This window comes from Pseudomonas artemisiae (assembly GCF_057128685.1).
Window position 1 is genome coordinate 1 of record NZ_JBSKHS010000017.1, and the last position, 16,771, is coordinate 16,771.

Sequence of the window (16,771 nt, forward strand, 5' to 3'; positions counted from 1 at the left end):
TGCTCAGTTTCAACCGCGGGGAAGCCGGTAATGTAGTCCTGGTCCGCCTCGCCGGTACGCTGTTCCCAGGTCACGCCGGTGAAGTTCAGCGTGCCGTCGCTGCTCGCCAGCGGGGTTTCGTCGAAGTAGATCGACCTTGCGCCATCCACCAAGCCAACGATAGGGCCTTCGCTGATGGCGTCCAGGATATTGGCGTAGCTGGTGTTGACGAGGCTGTCAGGGCTTTCTACAGGCGTGTGTGGTTTAGAGCCGCCTTTGGCGCCCTGTACGGCCATAATGTTCATGCGTGCCCCTATTGCTCGTCTTCGGCGACGATGCCCAGTGAAATGCAGGCCGAACCCACGGTCATCTCGCCGTAGCACAGCGGGACCGGGTTGCCCTGGGTGGTGGTGTTCTTGATGCCCGAGAAGTTGTAGCTGGGCGTGTTGTCGGCGCTCTCTGCGCTATCGATCTTGGCTTGGGTACCAGTGATCATTTGGGCCACGCCGCCAAGGGCGAGTGACAGACCGATCGTGCCGGCGATACCCCAGCCGGTGCCACCGATGGCAGCGCCCCAGGCCGACATAGAACCCAGGCCAGCCCAGCCAGCCGGGCCCGCGACCACGGCGGCCGCAATCAGCGCCAGACCCAGCACCACCTGGAGCCCGCCACCGCTCTTGCTGCCCTGGACCACCGGCGCGATGCGTATGTCGTTATGGCTGGGTGGCTCGCGTAGCTGGTCCTCGCTCAGGCTGCGCTTGCCATAGAGCACAGCGAAGGCCAGGCCCATATCCTTGGACTCGATGAGGAACTGCTCGAACCCCTTATGCAGCACGCCCAGAGCACGGACGGCCTCTGCCGCCGAATTGACCGCCAGGTAATGCACCCGGCCGAACCGGGCCCCCAGTTTGCCGTAGAGGCGGATGGTGCGAATGCGCTCAGCCATAGGGGGAGTCCTTGTGTCGCATGAAGAAGCGCGCCGCCTCTCGCCAGAACCCGCCGAAGGGGTCCCGCTTCGAATCGCGGCCGTAGAGGTGATGCAGGATGCAGCCAGGTACCGGGTGGAGGCCGGGCTCGGTCTTCAAGATGCCGTTGGCCAGGTATACCCCCGCGTGGTTGGCCACTGGAGACCGAACCTGCATCACGATCAGGTCACCCTGGCGCAGGTCGTCTCCGCTCACCGGTTCGAAGCCGGCGGCCTTGAAGTTGTCGGCGTAGAGATCCTGGCCCTTGTCCCACCAGCCGTCCTCACGATCAAAGTCGGGCAGATCGATTTCCAGTTCGCGCCTGTAGTAATCGCGCACGAGGGTGTAGCAGTCGAGCACGCCGTGCTGAAACGGCCGCCCCACCAGCGGCGCCTGGTAGCCGCTGGGTTCGTGGATCAGGTGGCCAGTGGGCTCGCCTTCGCGGACCTCTACGACTAACCAGGGCAAGCCCGTGGACTCCATTGATACCCGGTCGGCATGGCTCAAGCGGGCGGACTGGCCGGGATGGCTGTGCACGATGGCCACGACCTTGCCGGCGTCTTCGGCCTCGGCCCAGGCCTCAGCGCTGATCCGGAAGTCCTCGCCAGGGTGCGCCGCAGTGTTGGCCGCTGGCACATAGCGATTGGCCCGCCCCTCCCGAACGATGAAGCCGCAGGCCTCATGGGGCAGCCGAGCCCGAGCGTCGTCATAGATCGCCTGGATAGTGTCCTTGGACAGTCGCATGCAGCACCTCAGTAGCCGGCGCTGGGGTATGAGCCATAGCGCAGCGGGTTGTTGGCACCGAACCGCAGCTTGCAGCCGGTGAGCGTGCCCGAGCACATATCCTTGGCCGGGTCATCGGTGAGTACATCGTCGTCGGTGGCGTACACGCTCCCGGTGTAGGCGCAGTACGGGCCGCGGTAACCGCCGATGGTCAGCCATTGGCAGCAGTTGGCGACGATCTGGCGCCCAGGTAGCTTGCGGTCGGTCGCGATCAATGGGGACTTGAGCACGAAGCTCACCGTCAGGTCATCGGCCGCCTGCTTCTGGTCGATGGTGTAGAGGTCATCCGCGAAGTGCTCGGCCGGGTCGGCCTCCGGATTGCCGCCAGGGAAGTTCGCGGCGTCCAGATAGCGACCCAGGGTGCGGTGGCGAACAACCTTCCCGTCCACCAGATCCTGGTAAGTTGCGCAGAGCGCTGTGATGAACCCTGTGACGTTCGCCACGGTGAGCATGGGGTTGCTCTGCTGCCCTTCCCCTGTCATGCCCATGCCTTCGATCTTGATTGGCCAGGGCGAGTACTCCAGGCCTTGCCAGTAGATCGGGCCGACCTGGGTGTAGCCGTGGAAGCGGTACACATCGCCACCCAGGCCAGATAGGTCTAGCTCGAACAGCTCAACGTACTGGCCTACCTCCAGGCGCTGGATGTCCTCATAAATGCTTTCGGCCATCAGGACACTCCGAAATATTGCTCAAAGGTCGCAGTAAGGGTGTAGGCCCCTCCGCCCAACGGCGTAACGCCGTAGGTTGCACAAGTGAAAAGCGATTCATTGCCTAGCGGTGGAGTCCAGCGGAATGGGATATGCCCTGCTCTTGCCCGGAGAAAGCCAAGGATCTGCTTCACATGGGTCTCATCACCCCGAAAAGTGAGAGGCCAGCTCTGGGACTCGTTATTGATACCGTCCCCAGCTACCTGCTTATAGCCGCCCCCGAACTGGGCGGTCCGGACGCGGAAAGTGCCGGTACCGGTTGGCTCAATGAACGGGCACCAAGCGAATACGTCAGCCATCGGCTGCTCCTTTGTTGTATCAACGAGGGGGGCGATTTATAGCCCGCCAGATCATGCCGCCGTGCTGAGTTTGCTTAGCGATTTCCTGCTGCGCGCCCTCCCGCGCTGCCTTGGCGTAAGCGCTGGCCAAAGCGTTTGCATCGGCGCCATTAGAAGAGCCTCCATTGCCCTCAACTGCGGGCACGTTGATGTTCTGCTGGATCAAGATTTGACCGCCGCCGCCCTGTCCTCCACTTGAGGCGGAATTACCAAGCGGCACCACGCTACCCCCACCTGATCCTGTCATGAGGTAACTTTTGCCATCCTGGTTATAGAGCTCCGGTCCGCGTTCGTTCACCTGGTAGAGGGAGTTGGGCGAAACCAACCCTCCTACCGCACGAGCCCCGGTCGTCTGCGGAAAATACTGCGAGCTGTACCCGGCCTGGGAGGCGCCAAGAGCCGACGAGGTGCCCCCGGATAGGTAGCCGCTAAGTGCTGAAACCCCCAGGTTCAGTAGTCCAACGGTGGCCTGGCGCGCGGCCATACGGGCCATGTCCTCGATCACCGACTCTGCGAAGTTGGAAAAGCTGAACTTGCCCGTCTTCGCGAACTGAACAACGGAGTCCTCCATACCGCTGAACGCGCCGGAGAACAACGTCTTAGTCTGCCCGGCGACATCCGCAGCGCTTTGCAGGTAGTCCTGATAGGCCGAACTTGCTCCGAGCTGCCAATTAGCTTGGGCGGCATCGACCTGAACGTAATAGTCCTGCTGCATCTTCAGGCGGTCTGACAAGGCCTGTCGCAATGCGACCGACTGCTCGGAATACAGCGAGTCACTGATCTGGTTCTTGTTGTGCTGAGCCTCAAGGCGATCCAGTTGGCTCTGGTATGACTGCTGGATACGCATCTGCTCCTGGATGCGCTGCTGCTGCACGGCGCCCATACCGAGCCCGGCCGTACTCGCATCCAGGCCCTCCTGCGCCGAAGAGAGCTGGCTTTTCAGGTTTTCTTGGAACGCGAGTAGCTTGGCCGTCTCGTCGTTGGAGCGCTTTTTCAGCTCAATCTCTTTTTCGAGCGCAGCGTTGGCCTGGTACTGGTTCGTCAACTGGTCGGCACTCGCAAGCAGCGACTTCTGGTCAGCGGTCAGCGTCTTTTTGGATTTGATATCGGCAAGCTGCTGCTCCCAGCGAATAAGGGCCTGGGCCTTCTCTCCCAGTGCAGCGTTCCTGCCCACTTGGCTATCGACTAGGGCCCCCTGGGCCTTCAGCTCTGAACTCTGCTGTCTGAGGTTATCCAGCAGCTTGGTCCCCGCGTCCTCCTGGTACGCCTTAGCGGCTGGCTTTTTGGTCGACTTGGCATAGTCGTCGTTGATCTTGCCCAATGCGTCGTCGTAGCTGCCGCCCGAGAAACCCTTGCCGTCGTAGTCGACGCCATTCAGCAGTGGGCTCTGCTTGCCCGCCCGCGCCGAGGCGGCCATAAGCCTGAAGTACTCATCGTTCAGGTCCTTGATTGCCTGTTTTTTCCGGGCCTCGGGCGAGGTGTCCGCCAGCCGCTTACTTACCTCAGCGCTGGTGCGGCTGTATTCCTGCTCAGCCTTGTTTCGCTCCGCCTCAGCTTGAGCATTGGCAATGCTCGCATCCCGGGTCTTAATGAGCGCGTCTCTCTTCTCTTCGAGAAACTTGGTAGAAACGCTGTCTGGACCAATATCGTTAGGAAGCAGCTTGGCAAGAATGCCCGTCTTCCGATCGTTGAGTAGCTTTTCGACATTGGCGATCTGATCGTCGATACCCGGGTTCAGCTCGCTTTTGAAACCCGAATACGCCTGGCTTATCGCCGACTTGATATCCAACCAGTCACGCTCGATCTCAGACAGCGACTTACGATATTGGTCCAGCCTTGCCAAAGCGTTGGTGTTTAGATCCGCGGAGAGCTGGTCGAGGGCCTTCTGATGATCTCCCTGATCATCCAGTGCCTTGATGACATCGTACTGCGCCGCCGTCACTAGCCCGTACTGCTGACTCGCCTTTTGCGCGGCCTCCGTGGCGTTATCGCCCAGTGAAGCGAACGACTTGGCGATGTCATCGGCGCCTTGCCCGGTGTACTGGGAGACAGCGACTGCCGCCTCGCCCAGGTTGGCCAACTGGGCAGTGCTGACTTTGCCAGTCGCCGCCAGGACCTTGAAGGCCGACTCTGCGTCACCGATGCTGCCGGCGGCGGTGCCGGCCTGCTTTGCCAGCGTGAGCATTCCGTCGGCGGTAAGGCCCAGGTTGCCCTTGCCAACGAATAATGCCTGGTTGAACTCGGATTGGGTCTTGAAGGCGTCGTAGCTTGCATAGCCTACCGCAGCAAGCGCCGCGGCAGCCGCAGTTGCCGGGGTCACCAGGCCAGCGACGTAGCCGCCGAGCGCGCGGGCGGCCGGACCTACCCCGCCAAAAACATCTTTCAACTGTCCGCCTTGCTGAAGGAGAACAGTGAGAGGGGCCTGCCCACCCTGCAGGCTGGTGATGATGTCCGTGAATTGCATTGGCACAGTCCGGAGCGCCGCCGCATAGGCCTTGCTGGACATCGCGCCAGTGGCCATCACATCGTTAGACTTCTGCACTGCGGCGCGCTGGTCGTTGAGCTTGCTGATGTAGTCCTTGAAATCGACCTCATCTAGCCGGCCTGCCGCGCGGTGCTTGCGCAGCTGCTCCTCCATCTTGTCCAGGCGTCCATAGGCTGCAATCGCTGGATCGATCTGCCCGACGAGCTTGTCCAGCTGGTTCGCCTGGTAGGCCGCTTCCTTGGTCGCGGCCTTTAGCGAACGCTGAGCCCGGTCCATACCCTTTTCGAAACCGCCCGTGTTGGCGATCAGGTCGACAGTTAGCTCGCCAAGGGAATCCGTAGACATGTTTTTCTCCAGGCAAAAAAAACCGCCCGGAGGCGGTCTTGTTCGGTGTAACTAACTAAATGATGCACCGCAATGTTTGCATCTTGAAGCCTCTCGCTTCACAACTTCTGCACACTCCGGGCACTTCTTAAAATGCTTCGAATAGCCTTTTTTTGCTGCCTGCTGTGCATCACTTTGACGCAGTGCTGCAAAGGCTAAACCGACCACGGCGCCAACTATACCCGCTGGCCATATGTAGTCGTAATGCATTCCCTCATCAAAAAATACAAACGCATAGAGGAAAAGAAAGCTCAGGCCAGCAGCGGCTATGAAGTGCAAAACCCCACTATTACCCCGTTTTACAGCGACTACCGCCGCCGCCAAGCAAAGCACTGTTATTGCTATACCAGCATGTAGATCTTGCATCCGGGATCATCTCCTGAAATCGACGGCATATTCTACATGACCAATCCTCCTTCCTATCGCGTCTGGACAGCTTGCAGAATACGCATGATGTCGTTGGCCGACGCCGGCGGCGCCTCTGGTTCGGGCTCGCGGTTCGGCAGGAAATCCTTAGCCGTCAAGTTCGAGCCAAACAGGTTGTGGGCAGTCGCGCGAAGCTGCGCGATACCCAGCTCTAGGCGCAAGCCAATGTTCAGCGGGCCGTTCTGCCGGATGTAGGCCATCCAGTTCTGGGCCTCAGCCAGAGTCATGCTGCACTTGGCTTGCGCAACCGTTTGGCCACCGATGCCGTTCAGGACGAGGTCGTGCCAGAACTCTTCCGACGGCTCGATTTTTTTGGCTTGTCCCCCTCCGCGGGGACCTGGCCGTTAGCCTCATGAATGGCCGCCAGCAGTGCGATAGTCAATTCGGCGGTCAAAGGGCCGTGCCCGGTAGCAGGGTCTCCAAGGATGTCAGCGACAGTGAAGATGGGCTGCCCAGCCTTGTTGAAGGTGCTGGAGGCTATGCGCAGCGCGGTTGCATCGGCGCCCTGTTCCTGCCCCTCCCACCGCGATGTAATCGTCTGGAATGAGTCCAGCCGGATGTAGACAGTGGCCGTTTTAGGCGCCCCGTCGACGTGCCAGGTGATGTCTTTCTTCACCGGAGCAGCAACGAAGCCGCCCGAGGCCTTCAGGTTTTCAATGCTCAGTTCCATGGGTCAGCCTTAGGTCGCGGATTTAGGAATGAGAACCGGCTCGCCAGAAACTTGAATGCCGATCGTGGACTTCACCACGTCGTTCAAACCGAACGTGAACGGGAAGCTGTTCATGAACCCTTCGAAGGTGATCCAGCTGCGTGTTTCAGGTAGCACGAAGTCGAAGGTGCCATCTGCGCCAGCAGTTGCCTCTACTGTAGGTGGAAGGCCGTTGCCGTCGGCATCTAGCGGACCGTCGGACAGGCCAACCGCCCATTGAAGTGTGGTGCCAGCCCTCTTGAGCTGGTGTAGGCGGATGTGCGCAGGGTTGGCCGTCTCCAGGTTAATGCCGAACGAGGCGGTACCTGGAGTGGCAAGGCCCGCCTCGTAGGTCCGAGCTCGGGAGTTTAGGCAGGTAGTCTCGATCTGGTCGATCGAAGTATCGATGCCGTCCAGGGAGGTAAAGCACCCTACTTCGATCAACTTGTGATCGGCAGGGTCGATTGCGTAAAGGTCAGTACCTTGGGTTTTCATTGCGTCTCCTGGAGCGCGGGGCATAAAAAAGCCCGCGCGCGGCGGGCATCAGGTTTTAACAGGGAAGCGCTAGCTCTATACCAGCCATCCAACATCGAAGCTTTTCCGGTAGCTGTGGGTTTCTGGGTTCCTGCCTTCTACATTGAAACCGGTGACGTAGGCTTGCTTGCCGATAGCCTGCCGCAAGGCTGTTGCCACTGCCTCTACTGAGGCCCCCGTATCCCCATAGATATCGACCTGGAGTCCGTAGCGGTCAGTGGCTGGCAGGCCGCTGATAAAGTTGAGCGGAGACCCGCTTACAACCTGCCACACGGCATAGGGCTTTGCCGTGTTCATCGGCGCCTCGCCGTACGGGTAGAGCCTGGTAGGAGACTCACCCAGCAGCGCAGTCACGGCCGGCGACGCTGCACACACCCGAAAAATAGGCGCCACCATCATTAAACCCCTAGCTTGAGCAGTTGAAACTTTGCCGATCCGAGAAATTCCTTGAATACCGCTTCCCGATTGTTGGCCAGGGCAGGTCTCATGTACGGCTGGGCTCGCGCGTTCTCAGTACCAAGCTCCACCCACCACCAGTAGAAGGTGTTGCCACCCCGCTGCCCTTTAACCGTTTTCCGAACACCTACGGACATGATCACAGCGCCTCGGGCCTGGCCTTCCTTCTTGCGCTCAACCATGGCGATGTTTTTCGGGATGAAGTTGGACGTCTCCGGATCGTCCACCCGCGTAGCGCGGTCCTTGGCGTCATTCAAGACTATCTGCATGGCATCCCGGGCCGCTGGCCGGACAACCTGCTCGCGCAGCTTCTCACTCATCTGCCGAAACTTGGCAGACAGTTCTTCCGCGCCAGTGAGTTTGTACGAAACGAAGTCAGCCATCGGAAAGCCCTGTTGCGGTCATGATCGTTAGGTAGTCGAGCCCTGACACTTTATCCGGCAGCGGCTCTCCCAGAATTTCATGCACCTGGCCACGATGCACAATGCGCATCCGGGCGCTAACGCCAGGCCTGTATCGGATCACGATCCGATGGTTTGCCGCGCTCTCCTGCGCCTGGGCCGCCAGTAGGTCGCGGGTAGACATCGGCTCAACTGAGGCTGGGCACCCGGCCCAGGCGGTTACCCAAGCATTTATAGCCTCTCCGCTCTCGGGGTCCTGGCTTTGTTCCAGCCGCTGGATGTCGATGCGGTGCCGCAATAACCCGGCGCGCATCACACACCCAGCCCGATGCGGTAGGGCCACAGCAGGTGCTGGGAGCCCATTGGCAGTTCGGCAACCGTCACGCCAGCTACCACATCTTCACGATTGGCAAACAGGTGGCCCAGGATCAGAAGGCAAGCCGCCTGTATCGCGTTGTTGATCAGGATGCCGCGGGCATGCATAGCGCAGTCGCGCAACGCTTCGTCGAATATGTCCTGGGCCTCAGCCAAGGCGGAAGCTCGATCGTCAGCGCGCACCAGCCCGGCAGCAGTCGTCTGAGCCACATCGAACAGCATACGCGCATCGTTTCGGGCCGCTGGTACTGCTAGTAGCGCGGCAGAGCGCGCGGCCGGATCAGCATAGAATCTGCGTTGCATGAACTGGCTGGCTGATTCCTCCGCCGCTTCCAAAAGGCCCTGCACGAACGGCTTATCTTCTGGCTCGGCGCGCAAGTGCTGCATCGCGGTTTCTATGCTGATCACAGACATAGATCACTCCGTAGGCGGTGGTGGGTTGTCATCGCTTTCGATATTCAACGGTTCGCCGCCGCCTGCCAGGCGTTCCACCTCGGCTGTGGCTTCTTCGCGGTTACCGCTGAAATCACCGACCGCCTCGTTGGTAGCGTCTACGACCACCCACTTACCGGCACCCTTGTGCACTGCCTTGAATGCCGGAATAACGCTCTTCACGCCACCGGAGGTTAGGGGTTCTACCACAGTTTGCGGAACGGTCAGATCAACCGCTGGCTCACCTGTGCCATCGTGCAACTGGGCGAAGCCGCGAATGATCAGTTCGCGGCCATGCTGCTCATCAGTAATGAAAACCGAACCTTCGGTCAGGGTTTTGCCCCCTAGATAAAGGGGCTTATGGCTGATCATTTTCATGGTTTTCTCCGTGGGCCGCTGGGGCGGCCCAGTTGGGGGCCTTAAGCGCCGGCGCCGGTGTTCGGGGCAGTGAACTTGCCGTAAATAAAGGCCTCGGGACGTTTTACGGCCAACGCCAGACGCTCTTCACAACGAATCGAGATCATGTTCCGCTCGAAGTCGTCGGCGTTCTCGGTGGAGATCACCACGTTCGCATCCTCGCGATCGAAGATCTGCGCCCCAGTGGCGAAAGCGCCCGTCAGGAACCTGCCTTGGAATGCGGCGATTTCGGTAGCAACCACCGGCAAGCCCCACAGCAGCGGGCCGGCCAGGCCAAGCGGGTTGGCGAGGATGTAGCGCCCCAGCGTGTCCTTGGTTAGCTCGATCTTCGCCCAATCGATGAAGTGCAGGACGTGGCCGGAGGCCGGCAGGCGGGCCAGTTGCGCTTGCAGCATGGCCAGGCGCAGATCGTCGATGCCGTTCTGCTGCTCTACCTGGAACGCAGCGCTGTAGGCCGATGCCTGCGGCACGATACCCGCCAAGTGGGCGCCGGTACCATCGCCGAAGAGAATTTCCTGCTCTTCCACGTACTTCAGGCCGTAGCGCATCTCGGTGTCGATGGTGGACTGAAGCTGGGCGAAATCGTCTAGGATCTGCTTCGACGCCTTGAACATGTGGGCGATGGTGGTCACCGGGGTGATCTTGGTACCGAACTGGATGTCGCTGTAAGGCTTCGCGGTGTTCTCCGGCACGACCTTGGCCGCGTTGGTGAAGCCGGTCTGCTGAACCCAGAAGATCGCCGGAGAAGTAGTGCGACCCGGGGCGATCAAGTCCCGGATGAACAGTCGCTGTTTTGGCATCACATCAATGCCAGGCAGACGCTGTGGTTCAACGACGCCAGGAGCAACACCCGAGCTGATTAGCGCGGCCTGCACAGGAACGCTGACGCGCTTTCCGCCCTCAACGCTGGCGGCAAAGCTCTTCAACGCCTCGCTCTTGATCACCGTGGTGCCGACGGTGTCGCGCTGGCCAGCCTGGGTTTGCGCAGGGATGCGGGCAAATTCCTGTTCCAACTCGCCCAATTGAGCTTTGAGCTGCTTCTCCGCCTCGGTCAGGCTGTTGAACTTCGTTGCAAGTTCGTCGACTGCAGCTTTGGTATCTTCGGACAAGCTGCCGGCCTTTTTGGCCTCGTTGAGTGCGCTTTCAGCCTTCTTGCTGAAGTCGCTGGATGCCTTTTCCAGTTCGGCGGAAACCTGCTTGAGCAGGTCGGCGGTGGTGTCTGCCATGGTAGTTCCTTGTTTATCGGTTCGCGGCTGCCGTAAAGCGGGCCAGAGCGGCCTGTAGATCGGCGATGGGTTCGGCCAAATCGGCCTGGGTGTCGGCAGCGCTGCGCGTACCGGAGGAGGCAGCGCCAGGCATACCCCCCTTGAGTTCTTGAATCAGAGCGCGGCGCTCACTGCGCGGCATGCCCTGCTTGGCCAGGATGGTGTCAAGCCGGCGGGCCGCCACCTGGTACGGACTTGCGGCCTTCGTGTCTTCTTGGGTCGCGTCGGAATCCAGCAGGCTGTCGGCGAAACCGGCATCCACGGCGGCGCTGCCGCCCATCCAGGTTTCAGCGTCCATTAGCTTGCTCATGGCCTCGGTCGGCTCACCGGTCTTGGCCGAATAGATGTCAGCCAAGGTGCCGTCGATCTGCTGGAGGAAATCCGCGACCTCGCGTAGCTCGTTGCGATCGCCAGCACCAATGGTCCACGCGTTGTGGATCATCAAAAAACCAGCCCGCGCGATCTGCACTTCATCGGCGGCCATGGCGATAAACGACGCCGCCGATGCGGCCAGGCCCAGCACCTGCACTGTCACCTTGCCTTTGTGCTCGCGCAGCAGGTTGTAGATAGCCAGGCCTTCGAAAACATCGCCGCCAGGACTGTTAATTTTCACCGTCACGTCTTTGTCGCCCATGCTGCGCAGCGCAGCACTAATGCGCTTGGCAGTTACGCCCTCCCCCGTCCACCAATCGAACCCGATCGGGTCATACATGGTGATGGTAGTGTCGTCAGTCGCGGCCGCCTTGATCGCCGGATTCCAGCGTTCCAGGGCCATGGGCATCAGGTCGCACTGGATTTGCGCGCGCGGCCGGGCCTCCGGCGCCGCCGGAATGGTCTTCAGGGTCATGGGTTACTCCGGTTTCGGGTCTTTCGGGGCGTTGGGGAACAGCCAGGTGGCCAGCGCAGAGCGAGCCTGTTCGCCATCCTGTGCCTTGCCAAGCTGGTCAATGGGCAGGAGGTTGGACTGCACGGTGTAGACCTCGCCGCCTGGGATAGGCGTCTCGTTCTCCAGGCGCCGGACCTCGTTGCGACACATCCAGCCGTTTTGCAGCGCAGTGGAGTACCACTGCGCCCGGCCGGCACTGTCGGCACGCAGCAAGCCTTCTACCGAAAACTCGGCGAAGTAGCGTGGGTCGTTGTTAAGCAGGCACCGACTGATTTCCTGCTCAATGTTCTCCAGCATCGGGCGAAGGCCGTTGGTGAGCCATTGCAGGTTCATGCCCTCGACGCTAGACGCCCAGCTGCTTTGCTTGTCCATGTGGCCGACCATGAAGGGCGGCACGCGGAACCACCGGCAAATTTCTTCGATCTCGAAGTTGCGGGTTTCCAGCATCTGGGCGGCTTCGGGGTTCATGGTGATGCCTTGGTACTTGAACCCGTCCTCGGCCACCATCACCTTGCCGGAGTTCGATGACCCCATGAACGCGGTGAGGCTCTTGCGCAGCTTCTCGCGCTGCACGTCCGTGAGCTTCTTGTCACTGCTCAGAATGCCGGCCGCCTGCATGCCCTGGGCAAATACCTTGGCTGCCGCTTCATCGGCCGACATGGCCGCGCCAAGGATCTCGCGTCCAACTTGAACGGGCTGGAGGCCGCAAACACCATCCAGGCCGAAACCGCGGATGTGCATCAGATCTTTCTCGGCAATGATGCGTGGTTTGCCGTTCTCGCTATAGGCGTACTCGAGGCGCCCACTGTCCAGACGCTTGACCACCATGCACTGCGGCAGCAGAGGTAACAGCGCAACAATGCGCGTTCCGACTCGCCGCTTTTCTACGAAGGCGTTACCACGCAGTACCAGGCTGGCCACCACCAGCAGCATAAAACGCGCTGGAGTCATTTCCGCGTTGGGACTGACGCTCAATACCTGGTAAAGCGGGTGACTCGTAGCCGGGGCACGGGAGCCATCTTCCTTGCGTTCGTACAGCTTCAGCGGCAGCGTGGAAATCGTTTCCGATACCAGCCGTACGCAGGCCCACACGGCCGACAGCTGCAGCGCCTTATTAACCGTGACGTTTTTGCCGCTGGTCGAAGTGCCGTTCCATTCCTTCCAGAATGCCTGGTCGCGCATGGTGATAGGCACGCCCAGCCAATCGAGCAGCGCGCTCTTGATGCGGCCGGGTTTCGTGTCGCGCGCCATCAAATGCCCACCATGATCGGGTTGTCGTAAAAGCCAGAACTACCGCCCAGCGCTTCGGGGTTGAGTGAAATCAGGGATACCGCGTTGAACAGGGCCATCAGCGGGTCAATCTTGGCCGAGCCGCTGGCCTGCTTAGTGATCAGGATCGAATTTGCCCGGGGCTCGACGCGAGCGTTACCACAGCACCAGGCCATCATTGGTTGGCCACCATGCACCATTTCGCCTTCGGCCAGCCGGCGTTCGGCGGTTTTGATAGCTCCCCCCAGCCTCCAGCCTTGGGAGATACCCACGATTTTTTCCTCGGGTATGCCGGCTTCTTCCAGCGCATCCCGAATAGCGCCTATACCGGCCGGGTCCACGCCGATCTGGTCGAGCAAACCCTGTTCTTCAACCAGAGATGCCAGCCGAGCAACATCCTCGATGTCCTGGCCGATGCGCTCGACCAAGGTCAAGTGTCCATCCTTTGCAAAATCGCGAAAGCGCGGTGCTTCAGCCTTACGACGCTCGAGGACTGAGGGGTGAGCCCAGGCGTGGGTCCAAACCAGCCAGCGTCTTGTACCGGTTTCCCGGCCAACCGCAGCCAGGCCTAGCAGGTCATCCAGGCCGCCCCCATCTATGCCCAGATCGATCACTTCGCTGCGGTCGAGCAGGTCATCCAGCGCCGTGCAGTAGCCCACGCCTTGCCGCTCCCAGAACTCGGCCCCAGCCCAGCGATCGGACATCAGCGCTAGGCCGATCTCTACGTTAAGGTGCTTGGCCAGGAAGCCACGGAATGACTCTTCGCCGTCGAGTTGCGCCTGGGCGTAACCCCGTTCGATGAATGCCTCATCGACCGACAAGCCCAGGTTCGGGTTGGTGACGTAGGCGTTCGAAGCCTCACGATGCGCTCCAGCGTCCAGCATGTGCTTAGGGAACTCGTACAGCACCGGAAGGAACGACGGGTCAACAATTGTGCCGTCACGTACCTGACGGGCGTACAGCAGCTTCTGCCGGAACACACCAGCTGGCGGCGCATCCGACTGAGTAGTTGCCCAGATAATGAAGCCTTCAGGCCGGGATGCCAGGCCGCCAGTGGCCTCACGCAGCATCGCTTCGGCGTTGGCACGCTTGCCGAACACCCAGAGCTCATCGATAAACACCCCGATGGCCTTCTTGCCTGAAACGGTTTCGCTATCAGCTGCGACTACCTTCAGGGTTGCCCCGGTGTTGTGGTGGGTAACAGTACGCAGGTGGTCTTGGACCTTGAGCAGCGTCGAGAGCTCGTCGTCTGCCCTTACCATGTCCCGGATCGGGATGTAGGAGTTGTCAGCGATCTCCTTGGTCGGCGCCAAGATGATGAATTCGCCCGAGGTTCGCCAGTTCAAGATCAGCGCTGTGAGCATGATCCCCGCAGCGATTGTCGACTTGCCGTTCTTCTTGCTGATCAGCAGCATGAATTCGCTGATCATGCGGCGCCCAGTTTCAGGATCGTAGGCACCGAAAATGGCGGCCACGAATTCATTTACCCAGGCCCGCACCGTTTCACTCATCAGCGGGCTACCGGTGGCGTCCATCATGCGAAGCGCACCGAACACTTCCAGCGCTTCGGCGGCCTGATCAGGAAACAAGGGCTCGAACGGAATCAGGCTCTCACGGGCGACAATTCGCTCCTCCCAGTCGGGACAAGCCGTTGTCCATTTCAAGGCTTACCGCCTGGCACGGCCTTCAAGCTGGGTGGCTGGCGCGGACCGAACTTGCCTTGCCCGGCCTGTGCCGCCTTCTCCTTGGCTTGCTCCTTCTTTCCGCCCTCGCCTTTGCGCTGATGAACAAACGGCATTAGCGCCTTCGCCGCATCGACCCGCAGTTTCGCTTCCTGTCCGAAATCATTCATGACGGCCAAGAGGAAGTCTTTAGGGTCGCGGTGGGAAAGCGCCAGGTGCAAGTCGAATAGCTCAGCGTCGCCCTCCGTTTCCGGTTCAGGTTCCGCTTGCTCAGGTGCCGCCTCGGCCTTGGAAGCTTTAACGCCTTTAACAGTTTTAACATCAGTTTTAACAGGATGCAGGGCGTTCAATTTGTGAAGCTCGGCGATCACATCCTTGTCCTTGGCAAGCCGTGAACCGGCCGCAGAGGCAGTCTTTTCGGGGCATCCGGCGGCAATGGCCGCGTCTTTATTGGACGCACCTTCCCTCACCGCCTTTACGAAAGCGCGTTTTTTGGGTGTTAAAGCCATTAACAAAAACCTGTGAAAGGAAAAAAATCTGCGCGTGCGGTCGGTGCGGTGTCCGAGGGGGCGGCCCCCCGAGCTTTTGACCCACCTACCCCCTTTTCGTACCTTTTTGGTGCGTTTTGGTGCCCCTCTAGGAGCCTCAGAAGGCCCATGGGAGGCGCGGCTTAGGATCGCCCGGCTAGCGACTCCTGCGCGGTCTTCGCCTTGTGGCAAGGCACACACAGGCTCTGTAGGTTTGCATCATCATCCGAACCGCCTTGGGCCACGTTGATAACGTGATCCACCTCAAGCTCATGCGTTACACGGCGGCAGACCTGGCAGGTGTACTGGTCACGCAGCAGGATACGGTCACGGATACGCCGCCATGGACGCCCGCCACGACCAGATCCCCACTCAGCTGCCTTGGTCTTCTTGACCGTGCACGGATCGAGCACCTTTATCCTGGGTTTGAGCATCTTGAGCTTGGCCATTGCGCCTCACCATTGTCTGTAATCGCTCTGCTGCTACCTTGGCCCACTTGAGCATTCGCGCTCGGCGAGCTGCACATCCGAGGCAGCCCATTACTCGCCTGCCAGCCGGACGTGCTTGCCGTCGCAGGTGAACTCCACATGTATGCGGGGCAATTGCCCAGGCTCTTGGATTAGCTCTACACGCGACTGGCCTGCCAGTACCTCTCCACTGAACGCATCGTGAAGACAAATGTGCATGCCATGGCGCTTGATCAGCAGAGGCCGCGAGCTGAGTAGATGCTGAAGGTTTGAATGGTCGCTGCGTTTCATGCTGTCTCCGTGCGCGCCACGAAATGGGCTTATCTCGTTTTGTGGCGCGGTTAAGCGCCTGACCAGCCCAGTTGCTTCAGGTCGGCATTGATGCGATTGAGCTGCGACTGGAAGTGCGTACGCAAGGCCGGAAGCACAACCTGTACAACCTCGTCCGGTTGATAGGTAGAGGTGATGGTGACCCCAATGCCCTTTCCAGACGCGATAATATCAATCAAGGACTGAATACGATCACGCTCATGGAATAGCTGCGTGGCCATGGCGATTTGCTTCTTGTTCATGCGTCACCCCTGGGCTACTGACTAACCCGGTCCACCGCCTCAACGGCTTTGTCGGCTGCCTTGTTCGCAGTGTCCGCTGCCTTGTTAGCGCTGTTAGCCGCGGCCTCGACCTTCTCGGCGGCCTTGGTTGTTTTGTCCGCCAGGCTGCTTAGGCGCAGGTCACGTTGCTTTAGCGCTTCGTCGTAGGCAGAGCGTACCGAATCTACCGACTTGACGTAGGCGCTGGCCAGCGACCACTGGGCAGCCTGGAAACCGAAGATTCCCCCGCCGCCTACCAGCAGTGCAGCGATCAGCCACACCTCTGCGCGCCGCCACCATAGGCGAGCGATAAATTCCATTGCGACTCTATGCATCAGGCGGCACCCCCAAGTTGCGACCGCAACCGAGAAATCTCGGCGCTTTGAGTGGTCACCTGTTCAGTAAGTTGGGCTACCTGGCTGGAGAGGGACTCAATCTTGCCTTCCATCCGGCCAACTGCGGCGGCGAGTTCGTTTCGTTCTCTTGCAAACTGGTCAGCTCGGGCATCGGATGCCAAACGAGCAGTGCGCTCTGAGTCGAGCAGTTCATTCAGGCGGCGGACAGTGCCAATGTCGGCATTGTCCATGGCGCGCTCGGTTGCGTCCTTGGACAGGAAGCGCCGTAGCCATAGGAAGCCGCCAAGCAATATGGTCCCTGTGCCGCCCAGCCAGGTAGCAGTGCCTGCGCCGAGGTCGGTTGGGTCCATCGCTTGCTC

General features: G+C 60.2%; 25 protein-coding genes. All 25 read right to left on the reverse strand.

The genetic code is table 11. The annotated features are described in order from the left end of the window. Positions 1 to 284: hypothetical protein (locus tag ACWKV4_RS17275; RefSeq protein WP_483833328.1), on the reverse strand; the 284-nt coding region annotated here is incomplete at its 3' end. A gap of 8 nt (positions 285 to 292) precedes the next feature. Beyond that, positions 293 to 925 (reverse strand): tail assembly protein, encoded by a 633-nt coding sequence (locus ACWKV4_RS17280; protein ID WP_483833329.1) that lies wholly within the window; start codon positions 923 to 925, stop codon positions 293 to 295. Then, complete coding sequence (locus ACWKV4_RS17285) at positions 918 to 1,688, reverse strand: C40 family peptidase (protein WP_483833330.1); 771 nt, start codon at positions 1,686 to 1,688, stop codon at positions 918 to 920. Before ACWKV4_RS17285 ends, ACWKV4_RS17280 begins: the two co-directional genes overlap by 8 nt. 8 nt (positions 1,689 to 1,696) lie before the next feature. Then, positions 1,697 to 2,395 (reverse strand): phage minor tail protein L, encoded by a 699-nt coding sequence (locus ACWKV4_RS17290; RefSeq protein ID WP_483833331.1) that lies wholly within the window; start codon positions 2,393 to 2,395, stop codon positions 1,697 to 1,699. Further along, positions 2,395 to 2,733 carry a phage tail protein gene (locus tag ACWKV4_RS17295; RefSeq protein ID WP_483833332.1) on the reverse strand — a complete coding sequence of 113 codons (339 nt, stop codon included), beginning with the start codon at positions 2,731 to 2,733 and terminating at the stop codon, positions 2,395 to 2,397. The genes ACWKV4_RS17290 and ACWKV4_RS17295 overlap by 1 nt, the downstream gene beginning before the upstream one ends. 19 nt (positions 2,734 to 2,752) lie before the next feature. After that, positions 2,753 to 5,602 (reverse strand): phage tail tape measure protein, encoded by a 2,850-nt coding sequence (locus tag ACWKV4_RS17300; protein WP_483833333.1) that lies wholly within the window; start codon positions 5,600 to 5,602, stop codon positions 2,753 to 2,755. 51 nt (positions 5,603 to 5,653) lie between these two features. Beyond that, entirely contained in the window at positions 5,654 to 6,007 is a 354-nt protein-coding gene (locus tag ACWKV4_RS17305; protein WP_483833334.1) for a hypothetical protein, read from the reverse strand. Between the two features lie 53 nt (positions 6,008 to 6,060). Continuing rightward, on the reverse strand, positions 6,061 to 6,294 hold the full coding sequence (locus ACWKV4_RS17310; protein ID WP_483833335.1) for a phage tail assembly protein T: 234 nt from the start codon (positions 6,292 to 6,294) through the stop codon (positions 6,061 to 6,063). Between the two features lie 41 nt (positions 6,295 to 6,335). After that, positions 6,336 to 6,737, reverse strand: coding sequence for a phage tail assembly chaperone family protein, TAC (locus ACWKV4_RS17315; protein ID WP_483833336.1), 402 nt, complete (start codon positions 6,735 to 6,737; stop codon positions 6,336 to 6,338). 9 nt (positions 6,738 to 6,746) lie between these two features. Then, positions 6,747 to 7,250, reverse strand: coding sequence for a phage tail tube protein (locus ACWKV4_RS17320; protein WP_483833337.1), 504 nt, complete (start codon positions 7,248 to 7,250; stop codon positions 6,747 to 6,749). A 75-nt stretch (positions 7,251 to 7,325) separates the two neighbouring features. Further along, positions 7,326 to 7,685, reverse strand: a complete 360-nt coding sequence (locus ACWKV4_RS17325) for a DUF3168 domain-containing protein (protein WP_483833416.1) — start codon at positions 7,683 to 7,685, stop codon at positions 7,326 to 7,328. Between the two features lie 2 nt (positions 7,686 to 7,687). Further along, positions 7,688 to 8,128, reverse strand: coding sequence for an HK97-gp10 family putative phage morphogenesis protein (locus ACWKV4_RS17330; RefSeq protein WP_483833338.1), 441 nt, complete (start codon positions 8,126 to 8,128; stop codon positions 7,688 to 7,690). Next, complete coding sequence (locus tag ACWKV4_RS17335) at positions 8,121 to 8,459, reverse strand: phage head closure protein (protein WP_483833339.1); 339 nt, start codon at positions 8,457 to 8,459, stop codon at positions 8,121 to 8,123. Before ACWKV4_RS17335 ends, ACWKV4_RS17330 begins: the two co-directional genes overlap by 8 nt. After that, complete coding sequence (locus ACWKV4_RS17340; RefSeq protein ID WP_483833340.1) at positions 8,459 to 8,935, reverse strand: head-tail connector protein; 477 nt, start codon at positions 8,933 to 8,935, stop codon at positions 8,459 to 8,461. Before ACWKV4_RS17340 ends, ACWKV4_RS17335 begins: the two co-directional genes overlap by 1 nt. 3 nt (positions 8,936 to 8,938) lie before the next feature. Beyond that, positions 8,939 to 9,331 carry a hypothetical protein gene (locus ACWKV4_RS17345; protein ID WP_483833341.1) on the reverse strand — a complete coding sequence of 131 codons (393 nt, stop codon included), beginning with the start codon at positions 9,329 to 9,331 and terminating at the stop codon, positions 8,939 to 8,941. Positions 9,332 to 9,372: 41 nt separating this feature from the next. Then, positions 9,373 to 10,596 (reverse strand): phage major capsid protein, encoded by a 1,224-nt coding sequence (locus tag ACWKV4_RS17350; RefSeq protein WP_483833342.1) that lies wholly within the window; start codon positions 10,594 to 10,596, stop codon positions 9,373 to 9,375. A gap of 13 nt (positions 10,597 to 10,609) precedes the next feature. Then, positions 10,610 to 11,482 (reverse strand): head maturation protease, ClpP-related, encoded by an 873-nt coding sequence (locus ACWKV4_RS17355; protein ID WP_483833343.1) that lies wholly within the window; start codon positions 11,480 to 11,482, stop codon positions 10,610 to 10,612. 3 nt (positions 11,483 to 11,485) lie between these two features. Beyond that, on the reverse strand, positions 11,486 to 12,772 hold the full coding sequence (locus ACWKV4_RS17360) for a phage portal protein (protein WP_483833417.1): 1,287 nt from the start codon (positions 12,770 to 12,772) through the stop codon (positions 11,486 to 11,488). Continuing rightward, positions 12,772 to 14,454, reverse strand: coding sequence for a terminase large subunit (locus tag ACWKV4_RS17365; RefSeq protein ID WP_483833344.1), 1,683 nt, complete (start codon positions 14,452 to 14,454; stop codon positions 12,772 to 12,774). Before ACWKV4_RS17365 ends, ACWKV4_RS17360 begins: the two co-directional genes overlap by 1 nt. Beyond that, positions 14,451 to 14,981, reverse strand: a complete 531-nt coding sequence (locus ACWKV4_RS17370) for a terminase small subunit (protein WP_483833345.1) — start codon at positions 14,979 to 14,981, stop codon at positions 14,451 to 14,453. The genes ACWKV4_RS17365 and ACWKV4_RS17370 overlap by 4 nt, the downstream gene beginning before the upstream one ends. Positions 14,982 to 15,142: 161 nt before the next feature. Further along, positions 15,143 to 15,448: an HNH endonuclease gene (locus tag ACWKV4_RS17375; protein ID WP_483833346.1), complete on the reverse strand. Its 306-nt coding sequence runs from the start codon at positions 15,446 to 15,448 to the stop codon at positions 15,143 to 15,145. Between the two features lie 90 nt (positions 15,449 to 15,538). Further along, entirely contained in the window at positions 15,539 to 15,757 is a 219-nt protein-coding gene (locus tag ACWKV4_RS17380) for a hypothetical protein (protein ID WP_483833347.1), read from the reverse strand. A 50-nt stretch (positions 15,758 to 15,807) separates the two neighbouring features. Beyond that, positions 15,808 to 16,038: a hypothetical protein gene (locus ACWKV4_RS17385; protein WP_483833348.1), complete on the reverse strand. Its 231-nt coding sequence runs from the start codon at positions 16,036 to 16,038 to the stop codon at positions 15,808 to 15,810. Positions 16,039 to 16,052: 14 nt separating this feature from the next. After that, a complete protein-coding gene (locus ACWKV4_RS17390) occupies positions 16,053 to 16,391 on the reverse strand; it encodes a hypothetical protein (RefSeq protein ID WP_483833349.1) in 339 nt (112 codons plus the stop codon). Continuing rightward, on the reverse strand, positions 16,391 to 16,762 hold the full coding sequence (locus ACWKV4_RS17395; RefSeq protein WP_483833350.1) for a chemotaxis protein: 372 nt from the start codon (positions 16,760 to 16,762) through the stop codon (positions 16,391 to 16,393). The genes ACWKV4_RS17390 and ACWKV4_RS17395 overlap by 1 nt, the downstream gene beginning before the upstream one ends. Positions 16,763 to 16,771 lie beyond the last annotated feature (9 nt).